9 protein-coding genes are annotated in these 25,293 nt (G+C 72.3%); 4 read left to right on the forward strand and 5 right to left on the reverse strand.

The window, feature by feature from the left end; genetic code table 11:
- On the reverse strand, nt 1–9,549 hold the full coding sequence (locus LZ199_RS29260; protein WP_253997067.1) for a flagellar hook-length control protein FliK: 9,549 nt from the start codon (nt 9,547–9,549) through the stop codon (nt 1–3).
- A gap of 221 nt (nt 9,550–9,770) precedes the next feature.
- On the opposite strand from LZ199_RS29260, the gene LZ199_RS29265 reads away from it, so the two are divergent.
- Nucleotides 9,771–12,287, forward strand: coding sequence for a protein kinase domain-containing protein (locus LZ199_RS29265; protein WP_253997068.1), 2,517 nt, complete (start codon nt 9,771–9,773; stop codon nt 12,285–12,287).
- 39 nt (nt 12,288–12,326) lie between these two features.
- On the opposite strand, the gene LZ199_RS29270 is transcribed toward LZ199_RS29265, so the two are convergent.
- From LZ199_RS29270 to LZ199_RS29280, 3 genes are all read right to left on the reverse strand, one after another.
- Nucleotides 12,327–12,752 carry a hypothetical protein gene (locus tag LZ199_RS29270; protein WP_253997069.1) on the reverse strand — a complete coding sequence of 142 codons (426 nt, stop codon included), beginning with the start codon at nt 12,750–12,752 and terminating at the stop codon, nt 12,327–12,329.
- A gap of 59 nt (nt 12,753–12,811) precedes the next feature.
- A complete protein-coding gene (locus LZ199_RS29275; protein ID WP_253997070.1) occupies nt 12,812–13,741 on the reverse strand; it encodes an NlpC/P60 family protein in 930 nt (309 codons plus the stop codon).
- 73 nt (nt 13,742–13,814) lie between these two features.
- The gene (locus tag LZ199_RS29280; RefSeq protein WP_253997071.1) at nt 13,815–19,934 is read right to left on the reverse strand and encodes a hypothetical protein; all 6,120 of its coding nucleotides are present in this window, start codon (nt 19,932–19,934) and stop codon (nt 13,815–13,817) included.
- A 204-nt stretch (nt 19,935–20,138) separates the two neighbouring features.
- On the opposite strand from LZ199_RS29280, the gene LZ199_RS29285 reads away from it, so the two are divergent.
- Both LZ199_RS29285 and LZ199_RS29290 read left to right on the forward strand, forming a co-directional pair.
- Complete coding sequence (locus LZ199_RS29285) at nt 20,139–20,645, forward strand: GNAT family N-acetyltransferase (RefSeq protein WP_253997072.1); 507 nt, start codon at nt 20,139–20,141, stop codon at nt 20,643–20,645.
- 92 nt (nt 20,646–20,737) lie between these two features.
- Nucleotides 20,738–21,508, forward strand: coding sequence for an endonuclease III domain-containing protein (locus LZ199_RS29290; RefSeq protein WP_253997073.1), 771 nt, complete (start codon nt 20,738–20,740; stop codon nt 21,506–21,508).
- Nucleotides 21,509–21,511: 3 nt separating this feature from the next.
- Here the strand turns inward: LZ199_RS29290 and LZ199_RS29295 are convergent, their stop codons facing one another.
- Entirely contained in the window at nt 21,512–22,792 is a 1,281-nt protein-coding gene (locus LZ199_RS29295) for a phospholipase D-like domain-containing protein (RefSeq protein WP_253997074.1), read from the reverse strand.
- A gap of 142 nt (nt 22,793–22,934) precedes the next feature.
- Between LZ199_RS29295 and LZ199_RS29300 the strand changes: the two genes are divergently transcribed.
- Nucleotides 22,935–25,274: an acyl-CoA dehydrogenase family protein gene (locus LZ199_RS29300; protein WP_253997075.1), complete on the forward strand. Its 2,340-nt coding sequence runs from the start codon at nt 22,935–22,937 to the stop codon at nt 25,272–25,274.
- The last annotated feature ends 19 nt before the right edge of the window (nt 25,275–25,293 follow it).

The raw sequence follows: 25,293 nt of genomic DNA on the forward strand, positions 1-25,293 counted from the left end.
CTACCCGGCGTCGAGCACGGAAAGGGCCACGGCCCGGAAGGCTCCCCCACGTGCGAGTACCGCGCCCACATCCACCCGCGCCGGGTCACTCCCTCGCACCTCGGCATCCAGCCGCGCCAGGACGCGCCCCGCGGCGAGCGAGGCGGGGACCGCTCGGAAGGCCGCCACCGCCGCCGCCTCGAAGCCGGGCACCTCGCCGGGACGCGACAGCTTCACGCCGTCCGCGCCCAGCACGAGGGCCAGCGCGCACAGGTAGCCCAGCTCCACCGTGCCGAAGCACGAGAGCGCGCCCGCGCCCAGCACCAGCTCCTCCGCATTGAGCAGGTACGCCTCCACGCCACCCGACGGGTCCACGCTCACCCGCAGGTGGCTTCCGCCCAGCGACGACAGCATGGGACGCAGCGCGGAGAAGAGTCGCGGGAAGCGCTCGGCCGTCACCGGCAGCGCATTCGGGGGCAGCGGATGCTCGAAGCCCGCGGGCATCGGCAGCGCGGACACGGTCGTCGCGGGCACCGTCGCCGTGCTGGAGGACAGGGCCGCGCCGATGCCATCCGCGCGCTCGGCGACGTCGCGACGCTCCAGCAGCCGCAGGGCCTCCGCGTAGAGCGTCCAGCCATCCACGTCCAGCGGAGCGGCGCGCAAGAGCTCCGGCCAGACGCGCACGGCGAACGGCGCGCCCTCAATCACCGGAGAGAGCCGCTCGCACGCGAGGCGGAGGACCTCGGCCGACAGGACTCCCGCGTCGAAGAGGCGCTCGGCGAGCCGCGCGGCGGGCGACACGAGCTGCTCTTCCAGGTAGCCCCGGAGGATGGACTCCAGCATCCCGGGTTCGTCGGTGAGCCGCTCGCGCAGCCGCAGCGCCTCGCCCGTGAGGCCGCGCTGCTCCGCCAGCCTCGCGCGGCGGGCCAGCCGCTCCTCGGTCTCCGGCAGCGCCTCCAGCTGCGCGACGGCGTCCGCCACCTGGCCCAGGGCCTCGTAGGCATCCGCCAGGCGCTCGCGATGAGGCGTGGCCGCGTCGGGCCCCTCCTCCAGCGCCAGTCGCTCCGCGAGCGACACGAAGACGGCGGGCTCCTTCGCCTCGTCCACCAGCGCGAGCAGGTTGCGCAGCGCGGGCAGGCTGGTGCCGTCCGTGTCCAGCGCGCGCTCGAAGGCGGCGCGGGCGTCGTCGGGCTGGTCCAGCGGGCTGAGCAGCAGCTCACCGTGCTCCAGGTGCAGCGCGGCCCGGACGCGGGAGTCCTCCTCCACCTCGATGAGCCGCGCCAGCGTGCGCGCGGCGGCGTCGAAGCGGCCCAGCCTGAGCTCCAGGGCATGGCGCTCACGCAGCAACGGCTTGCGACGTGAGGTCCACCCCTCGGCGGCCATCAACAGCGCTTCCACCCGCGCGGCATCCGACAGCACGCGCACCCGGCCGAGCACCGCTTCCGAGAGCGCCTCCGGGTGCTTCTCCAACCCCGGCAACAGCAGCGTGAGGCGGGTGCCGAAGTTCGCGTCGGACGACAGCTCTTCCAGGGCCCGCAGGCGCTGGAGCACCGGGGCATCCGCCGCGCGCAGGACTTCGTCACGCAGGGACACCGCGAAGGCCTCGTCCCGCGAGAGGGAGAGGGCCGCCAGCTCCAGCATTCCTTCCGCGTCGCGCTCGGCGCGCAGGCCGTCCGCGAGCGCGGAGGCATGGGCCGCGTCCGTGTCCGGCTGCGCGACCAGGGCCCACAGCGCCTCGCGCGTCCGCGCGGTGTCTCCGGCCTGCGCGGCCATGGCCAGCGCGTCCGTCAGCTCGCCGGCCGCCATGGCGGGCGCGAAGCCCACCTGGAGCGCGCGCGTGAAGGCGCCCAGCCGACCGAAGCGCTCCGCCAGCTCCGAAGGCAGGAGGATGTCCGGCGCCTCGGTGGCGATGCGCTCGATGACCTCCAGCGCCTCCCCGTGCTCGCCCGCCTTCTCCCAGAGGTCGGCGGCCTCCAGCAGCAGCGGCGGACGCTCCTCCGGAGAAGCGAGCCGCGCCGCCTGGAGCAGCGCCTTCGCGGCGCGAGGGGCCTCGCCCAGGGCGCGATGCAGGTGGGCGATGCGCATCGCCGCGTCCACGTCCGGCTCGGTCGCCACGGCGGCCTTCGCCGCCTTCAGCGCATCCTGCAACCGGCCCGCGCCCTCGAAGGCCCGAGACGCGGACAGGAGGAGCACCAGTCGCTCGCGACCGGAGACCAGCTCCGCGCGCGCCACCTGCACCTCGGCCCGACGCGCGGGCACATCGCCCAGCAGCTTCTCCAGCTCCTCCAGCGCGATGGCGTAGCCAGCACCCGAGGCACCGCGCTCGACGACGGCCTCGAGCGCCTCGCGGGCCTTCGGCGTCTGGTCCGCGTCACGGAGCAGGGAGGCCAGCTCCAGGCGCAGGACGGACGCCTCGTCCGCGTCCTCCAGGCGCGGCACCAGCCGCTCCAGCGCATCGAGGAGTCGCGTCGTCTCCCGCCGCTCACGCAGGCCCGCCACCAGCGCACGCAGCGCGGTGACGTCCTCGGGAGCGGCCTCGGCCGCGCGCTGGGTCAGCTCCCAGGCCGCGTCCACATCCGCGAGCGACTCGGCGGCCACGGTGGCGGCGGCCAGCAGCAGCTCGGCGGCGCGCACGCCACCGGCGGCCTCGGCGCCGGACTCGTACACCGCCAGCAGGTCGCCGTGACGGCCCAGCGCGCGCAGGCCCGCCACCGCCCGGTCGATGATGGACGCATCCGCCGGACGCAGCCGAGCCAGCGGCAGCAGCGCGTCGATGGCGTCCCTCGGGTCATCGAAGAGGTCCGCCGCGCGGCGGTACAGCACCTCCGCCGTCGCCGAGTCTTCCGCGTACCGCGCGAGCTGCAACGACGCCCGGTACAGGCCCGGCGCGTTGCCCGTGCGCGAGTGCACTTCCGCCAGCAGCGACAGCGCCTCACGGCCGCGCTCGCCCTCCGGCTCCAGTGACACCACCGACTCGAAGGCATCCGCCGCGTCGTGGTACGCGTTCGCGCCCAGCGAGGCATGGCCCAGCCGCAGCCACGTCCGCGCGCGCACCGTCACGGGCAGCGACTCGCCCCCGGCCGACAGCAGGCGCCGGTCATACGGGCGCGCGGCGGCGGGGCCTCCACTCTGGGCGGCGAGCTCGGCGCGCGCGGACAGCGCCTCCACGTCGTCGCCGGAGCTGGACAGGTACACGTCGAACGCCTCGGCGGCCAGCAGCGCCTCGCCCGCGTCCAGCAGTCGGGTGGCGCGCTCGCGCAGCAGCGGCAGCGCTTCCTCGGGAGGCAGGGCCGCGGCGCGCAGGGCCAGCAACTCCGACAGCCGGCGCACATCTCCGGCCGCGCGCTCGCGCACAAGCTCGAAGGCCTCCGCGCTCGCGGGGCTCAGCTCGAAGGCCCGGTCCTCGCACAGCAGCGCGCGCTCGCGAGCACCCACCGCGCGGAAGGCCCGAGCGGCGGCGAGGTAGCTGTCCGCGGCGTCGGCATCCGACTGGCGCTGGGCCCGGCGCAGCATCAACTCCGCGAGCGACTGCGCGTCCTGCGTCTCCTCCAGGAAGGCGCGGTGCCGCGAGAAGACGGGCTCGCGGAAGGGGTCGGCCTCCAGCAGCACGGCATCGAACTCGGCCGCGTCCGCGTGGCGCTTCACCTCGTGCAAGAGCTCCGCGGCCTGCGCGGTGAGGTCCAGGTCATCCGGTCGAGCGGACCGCGCGGCGATGAAGGCGGCGGCGGCGGCATCCGGGCGCCCTGCCCTGTCGCGGTACAGCACGGCCGCGCGCTGGAGCAACGCCGCGCGGCGCTCCGAGTCCGCCTCGCCCTCGGCGCACTCCTCGTACCAGGCGGCCAGCTCCGCCAGCCGTCCGTCGCGCTCCAGGAGTCGGGCCAGCAGCGTCTCGGCCTCGTCCAGCGAGCGGTCCTGCCGCAACGCTCCGCGCAGGAAGCGCTCGGCCTCCTCCGTGTCCGAGAGCACGCCCAGGTGAAGCTTCGCCAGCCGCAGTCGCAGCGCCGCCGCTTCCTTCGCGTCGTCCAGCAGGGGCAGCGCGCGCTCCAGCCAAAGGGCCTCGGCGTCGGCATCGTCCCGGCGCTCCGCGAGCGCCGCGCCCAGTCGCGCCGTGCCCAGGTCCTCCGCCAGCGAGAAGGCGCGGTCCAGCGCGCTCTCCGCGGCGGACAGGTCCAGCTTCACGTCGCGCAGCAGCTCCGCACGCCGACGCTCGCACGCGGCGGCCTCGGGTGCGCGACCCCGCGCCTCCAGCAAGTCCCGCGCATCCGCCAGCGCCCGGAGCGCCTCGTCCGCGCGGCCCGTGGCCTCCGCGAGTCTCGCCTCTTCGTCATACGCCGCGAGCGTCGCGGCCACGTCGCCCACCTGGAGGCTGAGCGCGGCCACGTGGCGCAGCTCCGCGAGCAACTCCAGCGAGCGCCCCGTGTCGCGGTAGAGCGACGCGAGCTGGAGGCGGAGCGGCAGCGGCGTCTGCGCCATCTCCGCCGCGCGCGCCAACAGCGACGCCGCCACACCCGCATCGGCGAGGGCGGCGCGCGCCTTCTCCGCGAGCACCACGAGCCGCCGCACCGTGTCCTCGGACGGCGCCAGGGCCCGCGCGTGGGTGACGAGCACCTCGAACGCGCCGCGCGGGTCGTCCTTCTCCAGCAGGGAGGAGAGCCGCTGCACGGCGGGCTCGCACAACGGCCGCTCCAGCAGCAGCTTCCGGTACGCCGCCACCGCGCGCTTCGTCTCGCCCGCGCTCTCCGCCAGCTCCGCCAGCCGCAGCCAGGTGGACTCGGCCGCGTCGGGACTCGCCGCGAAGTCCGCCGTCGAGGCCAGCGTCTCCTGGAGCGGCAGGGCCTCCAGCACCGCGCCGCGCAGGTAGAGCAGCTCCGCCAGCGACGCCAGCTCCGCGCCCCGCGCCGGCACCAGCGAGTGCGCCTTGCGCGCCAGCTTCAGCGCGCGGTCCAGGTCCTGGGCATCCCGCGCGTACGCGGCGCCCTCGCGCAGCAGCGAAGCGGCCTCGGACGTCGCGGCGCTCTCGGCGGCCGTCTCCAGCAGGGCCGCGGCCTCGCGCAGCTCACCGCGCCCGGCCACCAGCGACACCAGCCGGCGTCGCACGTCCGCATCGGCGGGAGCGAAGCGCAGTGACTGGCGCAGCGCCGCTTCGGCGGGAGCCGGCTGCTCCAGGCGCTCCAGGTAGAGCGACGCCAGCTCCGAGTACATCGCCGCCGCCTCGGACGGAGGAGCATGAGGCGCCTCCGCCGAGAGCAGCTCCGCCAGCGCGGCCCAGTCCTCCAGGGCCCGCAGCGCGCGCTGCAAGGAGGCGGTGGCCTGCGCATGACGCGGTGCCAGCGCCAGCGCGGCCTTGAGGCTCTCCCGAGCGTCCGCGAGCTGCCCGCGCGCTTCGAGCAACGTGGCGCGAGCGAGCAGGGCCTCGACCCGGCGGGCCGTGGGGCCCTGACGCGCGGCCTCGGCGAGCGCGGAGATTTCGTCGTCCGGACGCTCGTCGCGGTGGGCCAGGTCGGCCAGGGCGAAGTACGCGTCGCAGCGCTCGGCGTCCGTCGGGGACAGCGCCACGGCGGAGACCAGGGCCTCGCGCGCGAGCCCCCGCTCGTCCTTCTCCGCCAGCACGACGGCCAGGGCGAGCAGCCGCTCCCGGGCGCGCGTGCCCAATTGGGCATCGGCGACCACGGCGCGGCGCCACACTTCCAGCTCTCCCGCCTCGTCGCCCGACTCGCGCGCCAGCTCCGCCAACGCGAGCAACAGCGCCGCGGGACGACGGGACAGCTTCGCGGCCTCGGAGAAGTCCTCGCGCGCGGCGGGGATTCGGCCGGTGGCGCGGTGGAGCACGGCACGACGCGCGAGCAACTCGGCGCGGTCCTCGCCCGTCGCCGACGTCACCAGCGCGCCCAGCAACTCCAGGCGCTCGGCTTCCTCGTCCGAGGAGCCCGTGCCCGGCGGAGGCAGCAAGTCGAGCAGCGCCTGCGCCGCCCAGGTGTCCTGCGGCTCCTCCAGACGCAGGCTGCGCAGCGAGTCCACCGCCGCGCCAGCACGGCCGAGGACGAGGGACAGCTCCGCCAGCTCGCGACGGGCCGCGCGCCGGGGCTCGCCGGACAGGCGCGGCCACAGCTCCACCAGCAGGTCCGCCAGCGCCTCGCGAGCGCCGGCCTTGCGGTGCAGGTTGACCAACTCCACGCGGGCGTCGAGGTCCTCGGGAGCCCGGATGCAGTACTCAGCCAGCAGGCGGCGCGCGGAGTCCGTCCGGCCCGCGCGCACGGCGGCACTGGCGGCCTTGCGCGTGAGCGCCACCCGCTCCGCCTCGCGCGGCGCGTCCGCGTCCACCGGAGGCAGCGCCAGCACCGCCTCGAAGTCCTCCAGCGCGGCGCGCGCATCGGTGGGCAGCTTCAGCTCACCGCGACGCTGACGCGCGGGCGCGAAACTCGAGTCGCGCTCCAGGGCCTCGGCGAGGAACGCCTCCTCGCGACTGGTACCCGCCGCCAGCAACGACGCGCGGTAGAGCAGCTTCGCGCCGGAGCGGGCCTCCGGCACCAACACGGCGCGGCGCGCGTACAGCCGGGCGGCCTCCAGCTTCTCGCCGCGCTCCAGCTCCAGCTCGGCCAGCGACTCCAGCACCTCGGCCGCCAGCGGGCCCTGGGGACTGGCCTCCAGCGCGGCCGTCAAACGCAACAGCGCGGCGGCCTTCTCGCCTCGGTCCAGCAGGGCGCGAGCACTCTGGAGGAACAGCGGAGCGGCCTCCTCGGCGCGGTCGGCGCCCATCAGCGCCTGGGCACGACCCGCCCACAGCTCGGCCAGCGCCTGCGTCTCGCCGGCCTCTGTGTAGAGCGACTCCAGCCGCGCGGCCAGCGTGTCGTCCAGACGGCGCAGCGGCAGCGCCTGCGCATACGCGGCGATGGCGCCTTCGCGGTCGCCCAGCATCTCGCACGCGCGACCGAGCCGGGCGCGCACGTCCGCCAGCTTCTCCGGCGCGGCGGTGCGCGGCAGCGTGGACAGCAGTGACTCCAGCGCGCGCCGCGCATGCTCGGGGCGCTCGCAGCGCAGCGACAGGTCCGCCAGGTCCAGCAGCACGGCGGAGTCCGGGGCCAGCCGCGCCGCCTTCTCCAGCGACACCAGCGCGTCACCCACGCGGCCCAGGCGGGCCTCCAGCACCCCAGCCAGCTCTCGCAGCGCCGCCGCCGCGAGGCGCTTGTCGCCCTGTGCCTCCGCCACCCGCGCGCGCTCCTCCAGCGCCACGGCCAGCCCGGCCATGTCCGCGCGCTTGCGCTGCAAGGCGCACAATTCACCCAGCGCCGGCAGGTCATCCGGCTCCGCGCGCAGCACTTCCTGGAGGGAGTGCACCGCCAGGTCCAAATCGAAAGCCAGGTCGCGCGCGGCCACCGCGAGGCGGCGGTACTTCTGCGCGCGCTCCTTCGCGTCCGGCGCCAGTCGAGCCAGCGCGGACAGGCACCGCGTCAACAGCGGCCCATCCCGCCGCGCCTCGGCCAATGCAAGCAGCGACTCCAGCGCGGGCCGATGGTCCGCGTCCGCCTCCAGCGCGAGCAGCAACAGCCGCTCGGCCTTCTCCGGCTGCTGGAGTCGACCGCGATACAGCTCACCCGCCTCGGCCCAGGACGCGGCGCGCCTGGCCGGCTCGTCCATGAGCGCGGCGGACTTCTCCAGCGCGTCGGCCAGCTCCAGCGACTTCCCGGTGATGCGGAAGTACGGAATCAGCTCCTCGAGCGCCACCCCGTCGCGAGGGTCCAGCGCCAGCGCGGACTCGAGGTGCTCACGCGCGCGCGCCGGGTCTCCCAGACGGGAGCGGTACAGCCGCGCCAGCGCATGGTGGCTGGCGTGCGCCGCATGGCGGACACCCTCCGAGCGCGGCGCCGGCCCCGCCAGCTCCAGCGCCTGCTGGTAGCCCGCGAGCGCCTCCTGCAACCGGCCCAGTCCCTCCGCGACACGCGCGGCGGCGAACAGCGGCTCCGCCTCACCGGGCAGCAGGGACACCGCCTCGCGGTAGCGCAGGAGCGCGTTCTCGGGCTGCTTCAGGCCCTCTTCCCACACGCGACCGGCCATCAGGTCGGCGTGGCCCACGCGGTCCAACTCGTGCCGGGCCATGGACACTTCGCGCAGCCGGTCCAACGCCTTCAGCGCGCGCAGGTGCTCGCCGCCCCGGTGGCACAGCTCACCCAGCAGCAACAGCGCATCCGACTGGTCCGGAGACAGCCGCAGCGCCGCCTCGCAGTGCAGGCGCGCTCCGGCGATGTCGTCCTCGGTCTGCGCGCACAGCCGGGCCAGGTGCACGTGCGCGTCGGCGGCCTCATGCGGATCTCTCGCGAGCGCCGCCAGACGGCGGTAGGCCCGCACCGCGCCCGCCCTGTCACGCGCCTGGTCCGACGCACGCGCCAGCGCCTTCAGCGAAGGCAGGTGGTCCGGCTTCAGGCCCAGCAGCTCATGCAGCGCCTTCACCGCCACCTGGGGCGCGGTGTCGCGGGAGCAGCGGGCCGCGGCCTCCGCGGAGAAGAAGGCCGCGGCCTCCTCCGACGTGCGACGCGCCAGCGCGCACAGCGCCAGGTAGCGCTCGGCGGCGCGGGCACCCTCGCCCCGGCGCTCGCGCACCACGGCCTCGCCCCACAGCGCGGCGGGGCTGCGGTCCCGACGACGCTGGAGCGTGGCGGCCACATCCAACGCCAGCTCGTGCGCCTGAGGGTCCGCCACCAGCAGCGACAACAGCCGCTCGGCGGCGAAAGGGTGCGCCTCCTGCGCGTCTCCAGCCTGGAGGTATTGCTGCCGCGCCTCGGCCAGCCGGCCCTGGGCGATGAGTCCCTCGGCGTCCGCGAAGGCCCGCGCGCCCTCCAGCGTGAGGAGCAGCTCCTCGTCCGGAGTGGCTGGAGGAGGCAGGCCGCCGGCCGCGAAGCGCAGCTTCAACCCCGTGCTCGACACCTCGGCGGCGGACAGGCGCGCGGTGTCCAGCGACGGCATCTTGTAGCCACGGCTCACCGCCGCGAGCTGACACAGCGCGGGCAGCACGCGCGTGGAGAAACCAGAGGCGCCGCGCACCTCCACGTCCGGCACCAGCGCCAGCGCGCCCACGGCGGCGGACAACAGGCCCGGCACCTGCACCGACGGCGTGGAAGAGAACCCGTACAGGCGCACGTCGTAGAGATAGACGGCGAGCTTCTCGCCATCCGCGTCGAAGGCCACCTTGAACGTGAAGGGCGTGCGCTCCGGCGCGGGCAGCCGCCCCTGCCCTTCCAGGTAGCCGGGACGGAAGTGCAGCCGCAGCTCCTCCAGGCCCGCGAGCCGCCCCGCCAGCTCCGCCACCCGCCGCGTCACCAGATCCGCGTCGACGGACAGCTCCAGGAAGCCGAAGTGCAGCTTCTTGCGCTGATAACGCGTGGCTCCGGCGCTGACGTTGAAGGGGAAGCTGACGTCCGGAATCTGGAGCGCGAAGTCGGAGATGCGCAGCCCGGGGACGACTTCGAGCGCCGGGAAGCCCACGAACGCCCTGCGGTCCAGCAGGCGCAGCTCGGGTGTAGCGGCGCGCGCATCGGGCGCCGCGGTGGGCTTTAGGGAGTCGCTCTCGTTGGCCATCGCGGGAGCCTGGAAACTACCACGGCCTCCAAGCGCCCGAAATTTATGACAATCCCCCGCCCGGGGGGCAACCGGAGGGGCTTGGCGGCCCCAGGGCCGCATGCGTTGTTCGTCATGCGCGCCGGGGCGAAGTCGGACAATATGCGCCCCGCGTGCTGGCTCCCGACTCTCTCGTCCTCGACGGTCGCTTCCGAGTACTCCGTCCATTGGGTTCGGGCGGAATGGGCGAAGTGTACCTGGGTGAACAGGTCTCCTTGGGCCGCAAGGTGGCCATCAAGGTCCTTCACCACGACCTCCACGCGCAGCCCGGCATGGCCGAGCGCTTCAAGCGCGAAGCCCGCCTCCTCTCCGCTGTCGAGCACCCCGCCGTGGTGCACATCGTCGACTTCGGCGAATCCGGCGACCACGCCTGTCTGGTGATGGAGTTCGTGGAAGGCGAGAGCCTCTACGACGTGCTCACCCGGGGCCCCATGGCGCCGGGCCGCGCGCTGCCGCTGCTCCAGCAGCTCGCGGAGGGACTGGCCGCCATCCACGACAAAGGCATCATCCACCGGGACTTGAAGCCGGAGAACGTCTTCATCTCCCCCGGCGCGCGCGGCGAGCAGGCGCGGCTGCTCGACTTCGGCATCGCCCGGCTGGTGGAGCCGGACGCGCAGAGCAACGTCAGCCAGGTGGGCGTGGTGCTGGGCACCCCGGAGTACCTGTCGCCGGAGCAGGCGGTGGGCGCGAAGGTGGACACGCGCAGCGACCTGTACTGCTTCGGCGTGCTCATCTACCGCGTGCTGTCCGGACGGCTTCCCTTCGAGGGCCCGCAGGCGCGGCACTTCCTCGCGCAGCACGCCTCCCACGCCCCGCTCCCGCTGGACAGGGCGGCGCCCTCGCTGACGCGCTACATCGGCCTGTTGTCGCTGGTGATGCGCCTGCTGGAGAAGAACCCGGCGAAGCGGCCCCAGAGCGCGCATGAGCTGGCGGATGCGCTGGCCGCCGCGCACTCGGCGCTGTCCGCCTTCACGCCCGGCCTGGGGACTCCCGCCTACGTCGGCGCGCCCGCCACCACCACCACGCCCTCCGGCACGTCCGTCTTCGGCGCGGGAGAAGCGACGAACACCGCGGGCCCCAGCGGCACGTCCGTCTTCGGCGCGGCGGACGCGGCACCAGCACCTCTTCCAAGCCGCACGAGCCAGAGCACCGCCGCGTTCGGACTGGCGTCCTCGCCGGGCATGGACAGCGCGTCGCCCTCGGCCATGCGCACGGGCACGGCGGCCTTCGGCACGCGGCCCACGTTGTCCGGCAGCACGTCGACGGTGAAGCCGCAGAACCTGACGGTGATGCTCACCGACATCCAGGGCTTCACCGAGCGCACCAGCCGGCAGACGCACGAAGAGAACGCGCGGATGCTGGAGACGCATGACCGGCTGCTGATGCCGCTGGTGAGGGAGCACGAGGGACGGCTCGTCCAGAAGCGCGGGGATGCGCTGCTGGTGGCGTTCCGCTCGCCCACCGCGGGCGTGTTGTGCGGCATGGCCATGCAGGACCGGCTGTGGCGGCACAACGAGGCGCTGCCCGCCGAGGAGCGGCTGCACGTGCGCGTGTGCCTGCACGCCGGCGAGGTGCTGCTGACCGCCGACACCGTGCTGGGCGAGCCCATGGAGGTGCTGGAGACGGTGGAGCACGTCGCCGCCGCGGGCCAGGTGACCTTCACGGAGGCGGTGAACCTGGCGCGCAACCGCGCCGAGGCGGAAGTCGAACCCTGCGGCTCCATCACCCTCCCTGGCCGCGAGGAACAGCTCCAGCTCTACCGCTGCCAGCAGGCGGCCGAGGGGCCTCCCTTCGGCGCTCGCTTCGAGAAGCAGAACGCCCTCGCGGTGCGCCTGGCTCCAGCGGTCCAGCGGACTCGCGCGGCGATGGCGCCCCTCTCGCGAGGAATGCGCGCCATCTCCAGTGCCGTGCGCGCGGGCAAGGCGCGGCTGGGCACGAGCCTGACCCGCCTCAACGCGGTCCTGACGGTGCCGCCCGGTGTGAAGACAGGCGTGAGCAAGGTGGTGGTGCTGGCGCGTGCGAAGCCGCGCGCGGCGATGGCCGTGCTCGGAGCCGTGGTGCTCCTGAGTGGCGGAGTGGCCGTCGTGCTGCATCTGAGCAGCCCCGCCGTGCGCGCCATGGCCCTGCTCCAGGAAGGCAAGAAGGACGAAGCGCTGGCGCTGCTGAACGAGACGTCGAACGAGGAGCAGAAGCAGGCCCCGGTGCGGCGCGCCCTCGCGGCGACCCACCATGCCCTGGGCAACCACGACAAGGAGCGGGTCCTGCTCACCTCGCTGGACCCGGAGGGCCGCGCCTCGGTGGAGGACTCGCTGCTGGATGGGCTCGCGGAGGACTTCGGCCGCCTGGACAACGAGGACCTGCGCAAGCTCCTGGCCAACCTCCCGAAGGAGCGGGTGCATCCGTACTTCGGGGACCTCATCCAGGGTGAGTACTCACCGAAGCAGTGGGGCGCGCTGCGCTACCTGGACTTCGCAAAGCTGACGGACGGCGTGGACCTGGTGTCGGCCTACTCCAAGGCCCTGGAGTCGAAGGACTGCGGCGTGCGCAAGCTCGCCGCCAGACGGCTGGGCGCGCTGGGCAACATGGACGCTGTCCCCGCCCTCATCCGGCTCGCCGAGCTGAAGGATGCCAAGGCTGGCGACTGCGGCCAGTCCGAGGCGGACCGCGCCATCAAGACGCTGAACAAGAAGGGCGGCTGAAGCCCGGGCGGCGAGTCACCGCCCGAGCTCCGCACCTGCTCAGTCGTCGTGCCGGGCGTGGCCCTTCTTCTTCCCCTTGCCATGGCCGTGACGGTGGTCGTCGTCATCCCAGTCGTCATCATGCCGGTCACCACGCCGCGCCTTCACCTTCTCGTCCACCTTGAGCAGGTTGCGAGAGAAGGCGTCGTAGTCCAGATGCAGATGGCCTTGTGCCCCGGGCGCGGAGGCGAAGAACTTCACCTTCCAGACGTCGTTGCCCGTCCGGTGCGCCTCCTTGAGCCGACAGTCGAACCGGCGCGCGCGACACTCGCCGAAGCCCCGGTCCACCGCCTCCTTGTAGGACATGGCGGACGGACGCGGAGGAGGACGTGAAGGCGCGGGGCGGGGCGGTGAGCGCGAGTGGACGACACAACCCGACGCGAGCAACAGACCACCGACAAGCAGGGCGATTCTCATGCCCGTCATGACGCATCAACCGCGCGGTGCTTCAAAGCCACGCGGGGTGCGAGGCGCTGACTGGAAATCTACAGTCCGTCGGGAGACGCGAAGGCCACGAACAGCTCGCCCGTGAGGTACGCGCGTCCACCCTTCGTCGCAGGCCGCAGGAAGTCATTCACCACGGGTCCGCCCTGCGCGAGCTGGTGCTTCTCCGGATGCGACAAATTCATCCGGCTGCGGGCCACGCCCTTGCTACCCCGGTGGATGAAGGTGACGGTGCCGTCATCGCCCACACCCTCCACCACGCCGATGTGGGTCATCCCGTCATTGCGGCGGCCATCGCGGTTGCGGTCATACGTCTCGCGGAAGAACACCAGGTCCCCGGGGCGCGGCGCGCGGTGATGCAGCCGCTTGCCCTCCGTGGCGCGACGGAAGATGGCGGACACGGCGTTCTCTCCCGCCTGGAAGCCATGCGCCACCAGGTCGATGCCGGCGGAGAGGTAGGCCAGGCGCACGAAGCCGGAGCAGTCATTGGGCATGCCCCGGCTCACCTTCGCGAGGTTGCGCTCACCGACGAGCTGCATGGAGCGCGTCACGATGAGCCGCGCCAATTGCATCGGCGTGCGGTACGCATCCCAGAAGCCCGCCGCCAGGTCCGTGGACGGAGGGACGACGAGCGCGACGGCCTCCAGCGCGGCGGCGATGACACCCGTCACCAGCGGTCGCTCCTTCTCCTCGGAGACGACGGTGGCCACGACGCGAGGCCCCACCTCGGCCTTCGGCGCCGCTGGCGCTTCGGACTTCACCAGGGGCGTCTGGGCATTCGACGCGCCCTCTGACTCGGCGAGGACCGTGACGGACGGCTCGGCGGAGGGCTCCGCCACGACCTGCTCGGTGGGAGCCACCGCCACCTGTGGCACCCCCTCCAGGGCAGCCCCGACGTCGCGGGACTGCACGGTGGCACAGCCGATGAGGGCACACAGCGGAACGGTGGCGAGCAGGCGAAGACGGGACAACCGGAGGCCTTTTCGAAAGTTGGCGCCGCATTCAATCCCACGTTTTTGGGGGTCTCGCCAAGAACTCGAAGTGTCAGCCCTCCCAGGTGGACAGCAGTGCGCGGACCCGCGCGTACCTCTGGAGGAGTGCGGCGCGGTGGGCGCTGAGCAGCACCATGGTGCCGATGACGACGAGGCCCAGGACGAACAGCGACGCGGCCGCGATGCGGTGGTCCCGCATGCCGAAGCGCACGAGGTTCGCCACGATGCACGTCACCATGAACGCGGTGCCCAGGTACACGTAGGAGCGGATGCGCAGGGCGATGCCGAAGCCCACGCCCACCACGCAGAGGAACACGCACAGCAGCATGGCGCCGCCATCGTTGAACATCAGCGGCTTCCACGCCCCCGCCACGTAGATGACGGTGACGGCCAGCGCGCGCAGCCGTGCGTAGGTGTCCTCGTCAATGGCGCCTCGGAACACGCGCAGCAGCGCGAGCAGCGAGAGGCCCGCGGGGATGACGTAGAATTGCGGCTCACCGTTCCCGGTGCCCTGCCACACGAGGTAGAGCGCCACGTTGAAGGCCACCACCGACGCGAGCGAGGCCACGCCTCTGCGCGTCGGATGCGACGCGAGCGCGGCGAAGTGCGCGGCATGGCCCACGAGCAGCGCGGCCACCTGGAGCGGCTCGCTCCACGGCGCGGAGAACAACCCCGCAAGCGGGAAGAGGAACGCGCCCCACAGGGCGGGCCTGCTGAAGACACCCAGGCTGGAGCCCTCGCGCTGCACGAAGAAGTAGAGGCCCGTGAAGAGGGCGCCGCCCACGAGCGCCGCGAGGCTGTCCCCGGTGCTCGGGTGGGCACCCATGCCCAACAGGCGCACGGAGAGGTAGCCCAGCACGAGCACGGCCTGGGCGAGGAACGCCGCCGGCTCGTCCTTCGCCACGGCGGCGTGGCGCACCAGCGCGACGAACAGCACCGCCAGCGCCGTGCAGGCCACCAGCGCCTCGCGCAGCGCGTCTCCCGTCGCCCCCAGCATCGACAACCCGAGAAGGACCTCGGTGAGCGCGACGACGGTGAAGCCCAGCCCCACGCCCCGACGCAGCTTCGCGCCCGCAACGAACAGCGCCAGCGCGGCGAGCACGGCGCTGGCGGCGCCGAAGTGCGGGAGGATGAACTCCGAGCCGCGTCCGGACGAATACACCGCGCCCAGGTGCATCAGCGCGCCGTGCGCCGCGGCGAGCGATGCCAGCCAGCCCACCACCTCGCGCTCGCGCCGGCGCCACACCACCGTCCACGCGGAGGCGAGGCCGAAGAGGAAGCACAGCGGCGTCGCCAGGTGCTTCAGGTCATTGAGCGTGGCCAGCGACAACAGGGCCAGCACCCAGCCACCATGATGCAGCGAGGCCCCGACGCGAACCCCTCGCTCGTCGAGCACCATGCCGCTCACGCACAGCACCAGGCCCGCGCCGCTGATGACGGCGGGCAACCACAGCCACGGCACCGCTGCGACCAGCGAGGCCGCGAGCAGCCCGGTGGCCACGTTCGCCATCCACCGCTCGCGGGCGAACATCAACACCAGCGACGTGAGGACCGCGCCCGCCGCCACGGGCGGAGAGAGCGCGCCCGGCCCCGCATCCGCCAGACGCCCCAGGAGCAGCAGCGCCAGCGCTCCGGCGCTTCCCACCCACAAGGGCTCGCTCCAGGTGCCCTCAAGCCCGGGCGTCAGCTTCGACGCCACCGCGCTGAGCGCACGCTGCACGCCACCCGCCTGACAGACGGCGGACAACAGCCCCACCCCCAGCGCCACCGCGATGAAGGCGAGCCCCGTCTCGGGCCTCCACTCCAGGAAGCGATGCGCCTGCGTCTGTCCCACGGTCGCGAGCGCGAGCACCCAGACGGCGGGCACCAGCAGCCACCGGCGAGACAGCAGGAACGCGGACATCGCCACGACGGCCGCCAGTCCCACGAATCGCGGCTGCGAAGGCACGTCCAGCACCGGCACCACCGCGACGACCAGCGCGGTGATGACCGCGGCGCGCCGCAGGTAGACATCCGGCGGGCTTCGGAAGAAGGCCCACAGGGTGGACGGCGCATGGTGCTCGGCCAGCGCCACGGCCAGCAGCAGGACGGTGACGACGGGCCGCGCCTCCGGAATGACGAGCAGCAGGAGCGCGGCGCCACACACGCGCATGAACGGGCGCGGTCCGGGCATCAGCGCCAGTGACGCCGTGAGGAAGCACACGGGCACGGGCTCCATCCACGGCGACATCAGCATCAGCGAGGTGAGGCTGGCGAAGCCCACCTGCATCCACATGGACAGCGTGTCGGAGTCGTCCCGCTCCTTGGAGCGCATCAGCAGGGAGCTGAACGCGGGCACGTGCGCGACGGCTCGCGCCACGGCCAGCGACACCAGGGGCAGCGCATACGCCCAGGTCGGCGGAGCACCGCCCATCGCCAGGAAGCCGGCGAAGGCATACGGCACCGAGAGGCTGGCGAAGAAGGGCTGACGGTTGGCGCGCGTCCACAGCAGCGGAAGCAGCATGGCGCCCGAGACCATCCACGCGGGATGCGCGTCGTCCCAGCGCACCACGACGATGGCCAGCACCAGGGCCGACGCCAGCGTGGCCACCTTCGCGAAGCGCTTTCCGCCCGCGCCCACGGCCAGCACCGCCGGAACCTCCTCCGCCACGGCCAGCACCGCCAGCACGGCGGACAACCCCAGCAGCGCCAGCGGCCCCTGCGAATACAGCCCCATCGTCGCGTACAGCGCGGCCACCGCGACGCTGAACCCCGCCGGAATCGCCCGAGCGGTGAACAGGGCCGCGAACGCCGCGCCGAACAGGAACATGCCCTCCTGGGAGCTGCGCGCCTGCTCCACGGCGACCAGCGGGAAGACCCACGTCACCAAGGCGGCGGTGATGGTGCTCGCGCTGCGTCCCCAGCGCGCCGCGCAGAGTGAGGCGCCCAGGCCCCAGAGGATGAACAACCCCAGGGACATCCCCGGCGTCATCATCCCGTTCCAGGGCGCGTAGAAGTTCGAGATGTCGGGCAGCAGCGCGAAGGCGGCGAGGACCACCGCCAGGGGCCGGACGCCACGCAGCGTGCGCGACGCCACGGCGACGGCCGCCGAGGAGAGGAGCACTACCAAGCCCAGTCCGCTCACCTGACCGATGGCGCCCGCCACGAAACCGAACAGCGCGTAGAAGACGGCCACCGTGCTCAGCTGCCGCAGCAGCCTTCCGCGCTCGGCGAGCACCGCCAGGGCCAGCGCCACGAAGACCAGCGAGAACGCCATCGCGGTGGAGGACACCTGGACCGCGAACTTCGGAACGAGGGCCGCCACCAGCAAGGCGGCATAGGCCAGGGCGTACTCGTTCCGGAGCGTCCACGCGACGAGGAGCATGCTCACTGAGCACAGCACCGCGCCCGTCATGCCCAGGAAACCGAAGTCGCTGAAGAGGCCCAGGCAGAAGCCCGCGGTGGCCATCAAGCCCACGATGGGCGAAAGCAACGCGCGCGTCCGTGCCGTGCACACCGTGCAGACACCCGCGAGTGCGAGCGCCAGCAGACCGGACACGACAGAGGTGGCCGGATTCGAGAGCACGCTGAGGCCCAACACCGGCACCAGCAGCGACAGCAGCGCCCCGACGACCGTCAGGTAGAAGCGCTCCACCAGCAGACCGGTGGCCAGACACACGATGGACAGTCCGAGCGCGCTCCAGAAGGCCGGGCGCATGTCGGGCCCCGCCATGCCGTAGAAGCAGAAGACGACGCTCGCCACGGCGGTGGAGCGGAACAGCACCTCCGCGAAGGCGATGTCCCGCGCATTGCCCGTGCGCTCACCGCGCCACAGGCGCGACACCGCGAGCACGACGCCCGCGAGCACGAACGGGAGCGCCGTCAGGGCGCCATACTGCACGGGCAGCTTGTCCGCGACGGGATAGCCCAGGGAGGCCTTGAACGCCTCGAGCAGGCGCTTCAGGGGCCCCGGAACGAGCTGCCCGCTGGTGGCATAGGCGAAGTAGGACGCCGCATAGGCGGGGTACACCCACGGGAGGCGACCGATGGCTCCGCGCGCCAGGGACACCAGCGTCCAGGTGAGGATGGCGGCGGTGATGAAGAAGGTGGGCGGCGGCGCGCCGATGGCGGCCACCAGACACATCACCTGAAGCGAGGCCACACCCAGGGCGAGCGGGTCCGCCGCGCGCTCGGGAGGCAGCGAGCGGAAGCGCTGCGCGGCGGCGAGGACGAACGCGATGAAGGGAGCGTAGACGCTCACAGCCGGCGGGGTCCCGGCCGCGGCGAGCGCCACGTGGAGGCGAACGGCGTAGATGACGAGCAGGTAGAGCGACGCGCCCAGGGCGAAGGTGAGCGCGGTGCCCTCGCGCGGCTTCGGCACGGGCCGGGTGGACAGGAGGAAGAAGAGGACGCAGGGCAGGATGTTCAGCCACAGCGCGGCGCTCCCGAGCTTCGCGGCCAGCGGCGCCAGCCCCATCATCAGCGTGCTCGCGATGAGGGCCACCTGGACGAAGGGACGGGAAGGCGCGTCGTACGCATCCGCTGGCTTGCGCACGAGGAAGGCCGCGCCCACGGACCAGCCGAGCAGCAGCGGGATGAGCGTCATCGTGTTGACGCCCCCGAGATTCAGCGCCTCTCCGAACTCCAAGGGCCCCAGCGCGATGCCGACGAGCGGCGCGGACGCGGAGCCGATGAGTCCCAGCATGCGCCCGGCGCCGCGCAGCTCCTCTTTGCGAGCGAGGTACGCGCCCAGGAGGGAGAAGCCGGCGGAGGAGACCGTCGTCATGAGGAAGACGATGAGCGAGCGGTGCACGGAGGAGATTCCCGCCCAGCTCTCGAAGACCAGATAGACGGTGCTGGAGAGGATGAGGAAGGCACCGATGAACCACGGAATGCGCTCGTAGAGGAACGGCTTCCACACCGTGCTCCACGTGGAGACTTCCTCGACGAGTCGCGCCGTCGCGTTCCGGGGCGGAGGTGCCTCGAACGAAGGCTGCGCGGGATTCTCCGGCAACGGATGCGCATCCGCTCCGGACTCGGGCCGCGCCGGAGGCCGGACCCGGTTCTGGGCACCCTGACGGGCCTGCTGAGACTCCGCGCTCTTCCGCGAGTCGGAGGCCGGACCACGAGCACCCGACGCGGCACCACCTTGTGAGGACCGGGCCGCCTCCACGGAGGCCGCCAGCAGTCGTGCCGCTTCCTCGCCCTTGACCACCGAGGCGCCCGAGGCCGCACGCGCCGCGCTCGCTGCCGCGGCGGCTTCCCGAGCCGCGGCCTCCCGAGAAACCACCAACCCCTTCAGCCCCCCGCCCTGCGGTGAGGCGACGGAGGACTCCACGGCATCCGAAGCCGCGCGAGTCGTCGCATCCGCACGCGCCAGCTCTTCATCCGAGAGCACCGAGGCCGAGAGGTGCGCCGCATCCGCCCGAGTTACGTTCTCACCCGAGGCCAGATAGCCCGCGGCATCCGCCTGAGCCACGTCCTCACCCGAGGCGGAGAAGCCCGTCGCCTCAGCCCGAGCCACATCCGCACCCGAAGCCAGGTAGCCAGCAGCACTCGCCCTGGCCACGTCTGCATCTGAATCAGAGAAGCCCGCCGCACCGACCCGAGCCTCGTCCGCACCCGAAGCCGAGAAGCCCGTCGCACCCGCGTGCACCGCATCCACACCCGAAGCGCCTGAAACTGAGTGATGCCCCACGCCCGCGCGTTCCACCGAGGCGCCCGAAGCCGAGAAACCCAGCGCAGTCGCCCGCGCCGCGTCCGCGCCCGAAGCCGCGATGCTCGCCACACTCGCCCGGGCCACGTCCTCATCCGAAACGCTGACGCCCGTCCGCGCCACATCCGAAGCCGCGTGGCGCATCGCTCCTGCCCGAGCGGCCGCCTCGGCCGAGCCCGCCATCTCCGGCGAAGCCATCGCGGCACTCAACGCCTCCGTCCCCGCGACAGGCGCGGGCGACTCAGCGAGCACGGACAGGAGGATTCGAGACTGACGCTCGTAGCGCTCCGAGAGGAAGCGTCGGACGTTGGGGGGAACCTCCGAGGTATCCCAGCGGGTCAGCTCGGACAGGAGGAAGTGGACGTGAGCAAGCTCCGCTTCCAACTCGGAACGGGGGCGCGAGGTCATCGCCGTGCCGCACAAGGCGCACTGGCTGAAATGACCCAGGCGCTCCTGTCGGCAGTCAGGGCAGTACATGGGGTTCCCCCTCTACAACGGACATGCCACGCAGAATGCCCGGGTTCTCCGACGAGAGGAAACCGGGTCAGCGACGTCGGGTGCGTCGGTCGTGTGCCACCTGTGCAGCCGGGTGCACAACAGGTGCGTGCACCCCGACGCACCCGTCAGGCCCCTGGGTCCCGCTGGCCCTCGGCCCCCCTTCCATGAAAACGTCATCCCCGCATGAGCACGGACGAACTGCGACTGCGCCCCATCCAGACTGAAGACGACCCTCACGTCGCCGCCATCATCCGCGCGGTGATGCCGGAGTTCGGCGCGGATGGCCCTGGCTTCGCGCTGCATGACGCCGAGGTCGACACCATGACCGCCGCCTACGCGCGCCCTCGCCACGCCTATTTCGTGGTGGAGCGCGCGGGCAAGGTGCTGGGAGGCGGAGGCATCGCGCCACTGCAAGGCGGCGACCCCAGCGTGTGCGAGCTGCGCAAGATGTACTTCCTGCCCGAGGTCCGAGGACTGGGAGCAGGCGAACGCATGGTGCGCCGCTGCCTCGACTTCGCCCGGGAGGCGGGCTTCCAGCGCTGCTACCTGGAGACCTTCGCTTCGATGACCCAGGCCCAGAAGCTCTACCGACGCCTGGGCTTCGAAAAGCTCTGCGCCCCCATGGGAAGCACCGGGCACTTCGGCTGCGACCACTGGTACGCGCTGGACCTCACGAAGCCGAGCGCCTGACGCGTCCCCCGCCCCACCACCGGGCAGGAAGCACCGACAAGCCCTCGCGGCATCTGGCCCTCACCTTCCCTCGAACCCCAGGGAGGCGAGGGATGTCGACGGCACCTCGAAGAAATCGCAGGGCCCCGTCCAGCACGAGCTCGCGGACCGCACGCGAGAAGCCCCCCCAGGGCGTCGTCACCGAGCCCGAGCCGCGTCCAGACAAAATCCCGTTCGACATCGACGATGTGCTGGCGCGCGTGCGCGAGTCGGTGCGCGACTTCGCGGACGCGGCGATGTTCGCGCTCTCCGCACGAGGCCACGACAGCCTCTTCGAGCAGCTCGTCGCCTGCATCCTCTCCATCCGAACCTTGGACGAAGTGAGCCTGCCCGCGGCGCTCGCATTGCTTGAGCGCGCCTCCACGCCGGAAGCACTCGCGCGCATGAGCCCCGGCGACATCGACGCGCTCATCCGCCCCGTCACCTTCCACGAGGCCAAGGCGCACCAGCTCCACGCCATCGCCGTGCGGACCCGGGACGAATTCGGAGGCACCCTGCCCTGCGACGCCCAGGTGCTCCAGTCCTTCAAGGGCGTGGGCCCCAAGTGCGCGCACCTGGCGCTCGGCATCGCGTGCGGCCACGAGGCCATCAGCGTGGACATCCACGTGCACCGCGTGACGAACCGCTGGGGCTACGTGAAGGCCCGCTCCCCCGAGGCGACGATGGCGGCCCTGGAGACGCAGCTCCCGCGCAGGTACTGGGTGGAGCTCAATCGCCTGCTGGTGCCCTTCGGCAAGCACGTGTGCACGGGCTCGCGGCCCAAGTGCTCCACGTGCCCCGTGCTCGACTCCTGCCGTCAGGTCGGCGTGACGAACCCACGCTGACCGTCAGCGGTCATGGCCCACCAGCTGCGTGGCCCTGCGCGCCAGCCGTCGCCACGGGTTGGTGCGGCCGCCGTTCTCCAGGGAGATTTCCTTGGAGACACGCAGGTCCTTGGCCCAGCAGCGCTCCATCTTCCGCACGAACTCCGGGTCGTTGATGACGAGCGAGCCCTCGCCCAGCTTGTTGAGCGACAGCGAGTCCAGGTTGGTGGAGCCCACCACCGCGAGCCAGTCATCCACAAGCATCGTCTTCGCGTGCATCATCGACGGCTGGTACTCGTAGATGCGCACGCCCGCGTCCAGGAGGCGCTCGTACGTGGAGCGCTGCGAGGCGCGGATGACCTTCACGTCGTGGATGGGCCCGGGCCCCAGGACGCGAATCTCCACGCCCTGCCGGCACTTCTCCTCCAGCTGCTCCAGAATCTCGTTGGGCGGAGAGAAGTACGCGTTGGCAATCCACAGTCGCTCGCGCGCGGCGGCGATGACCATGCGCACCATGCGCTCCGCGTCGGTGATGCCCAGCTTGCCCGAGCTCTCCACGAAGCACGCCTCGGCGTCGCCCACGAGCATGGGCTCCGGGAAGGTGCTCGGCGGCAGCAGCCCTCCGCCCGCCTCCTGCCAGTACCGCGAGAAGGTGAGCTGCATCTCGCGCGCGGAGGGACCTTCGACGCGGACGCTCGTGTCGCGCCACTCCTCGGGGGCCTGGCCGTTGCCCTCCCAGACCCTCCAGAAGCCGAAGCCGCCCGTGTAGGCGATGCGCCCGTCGACGACGACCAGCTTCTGGTGCGTGCGCCCCAACAGCCGCCCCATCACCTTGCCCGCGAGCAGCCGGTAGTAGTGCACCTCCACGCCGGCCTCGCAGAGGACCTTCTCCACCTTCTGGTCGAAGTCCTTGTCGCCGCGGAGCTCCTCGCTGCCCACCGGGTCCACCACCACGCGGCACGCCACACCCGCTCGGGCGCGCTCCACCAGCGCCGCGACGATTCGGTCCGACACGTCACACGGTCGCCAGATGTAGACCATGATGTGGACGCTCTCCCGCGCCGAGCGGATGTCCTCCAACATCCGGTCGAAGACCGCGCCGTTGTCCAGGAGCTCCAGCTTGTGCCCCGGCATCAGCGCGGCGCCCGTGGACTGATAGAGGGAGAACGAGAAGCCCTGGGGCCCGGGCGGCAACACATAGGGGCCGTGCATCTCGTGCTCGCTGCGCTCCCGCTCGCCGTCGAAGCCGTGGGCTCCGGGCTGGGGAAGAATCTCGATCTCCGACTGGTCCTGGGACGCGTCCATGACGTGGCAAGCTAGGAACACTTTCCTGCCCTGGCATGCGGGGCCTGCCCGCCTGCCCGACAGCCGAGTGCTCTCTTCCATTGCCGCCCGGCGCCATGCTGGCCACACTGCGCCCGTTCCCTCGCCTGATGGAGTACCGACCATGGTGGAAGAGATTCGTCCAACCGCGAAGGAGCTGCTGTCGCTGCCGCGCCTCGCGCCCCTGGTGCCCATGCTGTACGTGGCCTGGACGGACGGGGAGCTGACGCACGCGGAGATTCGGATGCTCGGCACCGCCGCACGCGCCCAGCCCTGGCTGGACCTGCGCTCCACCACCGTGCTCGCGCGCTGGTTGGATCCGCTCCTGCCGCCCACGTCGAACGAGCTGGCGGTGGTGCGCGAGCACATCCGCTCCGCCGCCGCGCGCCTGTCGCTCAGCGCCCAGGACAGCCTCGCGGAGCTGGGCGCGAAGCTGGCCGAGCTGGTCTCCGGCACGAAGGAGCTGCCGCCGTCCGTCCCCGAGCTGGTGCGCGCGCTGGCGTCGGTGGAGGCGGTGCTGGGCGTCTCCAGCCGGGATGCCGTGCGCGCCCTCGTCCCCTCCGCCGCGCACGAGCCGCGCCGCATCGGCCCCACGGAGCCCACGTCCTTCGCGCCCGAGGCGCTGCGCGCGGTGCTGGACCGCAAGTACCCGGACGTCCGCGCCAAGGTGCGCGCGTGGCTGGAGGACCCGGCCTTCCGTCAGCAGCCCACGCTGGACACGGCGAAGCAGCGCGAGCAGACCTTCACCTGGCTCAAGCAGCTCGCGGACGAGGGCCTGGGCCACATCGCCTTCCCGGAGGGTGACGAGGCCGGCGCGGACCTGGGCGCCTTCATCGCCGCGTTCGAGACGCTGGCGCTCTTCGACATGAGCCTCGTGGTGAAGGCGGGCGTCCACTTCGGCCTGTTCGGCGCGAGCATCCTCTTCCTCGGCACGGAGCGGCACCACCGCGAGTACCTGCCGAAGGTCGCCACGCTGGAGCTGCCCGGCTGCTTCGCGATGAGCGAGCTGGGCCACGGCTCCAACGTGCGCGACGTGGAGACGGTGGCGCGCTACGACGCGGAGGCCGGCGACTTCATCGTCCACACGCCGACCGAGTCCGCGCGCAAGGAGTGGATTGGCAACGCCGCGGTCCACGGCCGCATCGCCACGGTGTTCGCGCAGTTGGAGGTCGGCGGCAAGGGCCTGGGCGTGCACGCCATCCTCGTCCCGCTGCGCGACGCGCGGGGCCAGCTGATGCCCGGGGTGCGCATCGAGGACTGCGGCCGGAAGATGGGGCTCAACGGCGTGGACAACGGCCGCATCTGGTTCGACCACGTGCGGGTGCCTCGGGAGAACCTCCTGGACCGCTTCGGCCAGGTGAGCGCCGAGGGCGAGTACACCAGCTCCATCCCCAGCGACGGCCGGCGCTTCTTCACCATGCTGGGCACGCTGGTGGCGGGCCGGGTGAGCGTGGCGTGCGCGTCGTTGAGCGGGGCCAAGAGCGGGCTCACCATCGCGGTGCGCTACGGAGATTTGCGCCGGCAGTTCGGCCCTCCGGGCGCGCCGGAGGTGCGGCTGTTGGACCACCAGACGCACCAACTGCGCCTGCTCCGGCCCCTGGCGAAGACGTACGCGCTCGACTTCGCGCTGGAGTACCTGGTGGAGCGCTACGTGAAGCGCACCGAGGAGGACTCCATGGAGGTGGAGGCGCTGGCGGCGGGCCTCAAGGCGTATGCCTCGTGGAACGTGACGTCGGTGCTCCAGGAGGCGCGCGAGGCGTGTGGCGGCCAGGGCTACCTGGAGGCCAACCGGCTGTCGGGGCTGAAGGCGGACACGGACATCTTCACGACGTTCGAGGGCGACAACACGGTGCTGATGCAGCTGGTCGCCAAGAGCCTGCTGACGGACTACCGGCAGCGCTTCGAGGACGACCGCGTCTTCGCGGTGCTCAAGCTCATCGCCGAAAGGGCAACGGCGGTGGCGGACCGCAACCCCATCGCGGCGCGGCGCACTGGCAGCGAGCACCTGCGCGACAGCGAGTACCAGCTCCGGCTCCTGCGCTACCGCGAGGAGGACCTGCTGGCCTCGGTGGCGAAGCGGCTGCGCAAGCGGATATCCGCGGGCATGGAGGCCTTCGCCGCCTTCAACCAGGTCCAGGCGCACCTGGTCGCGGTGGCGCACGCGCACATCGAGCGCGTGGTGCTGGAGCAGTTCCTCCACGGCGTGGCGACGGTGAAGGACGAGGGGCTCAAGGTGGTGCTGGGCCGGCTGTGCGACCTCTATGGCCTGTCGTGCCTGGAGTCCTCCAGCGGCTGGTTCCAGGAGAACGGACTGATGGAAGGCAACAAGGCCCTGGCCATCCGCAAGGAGGTCGTGAAGCTCTGCACGGAGCTGCGGCCGGACGCGGTGGCGCTGGTGGATGCCTTTGGCATCCCGGACGCCTGCCTCGCCTCGCCCATCGGCCTGGGGCACCTGTCGGCGTGACGTGAGGTGAACACTCGCG

Source organism: Myxococcus qinghaiensis (genome assembly GCF_024198215.1).
GTDB lineage: Bacteria > Myxococcota > Myxococcia > Myxococcales > Myxococcaceae > Myxococcus > Myxococcus qinghaiensis.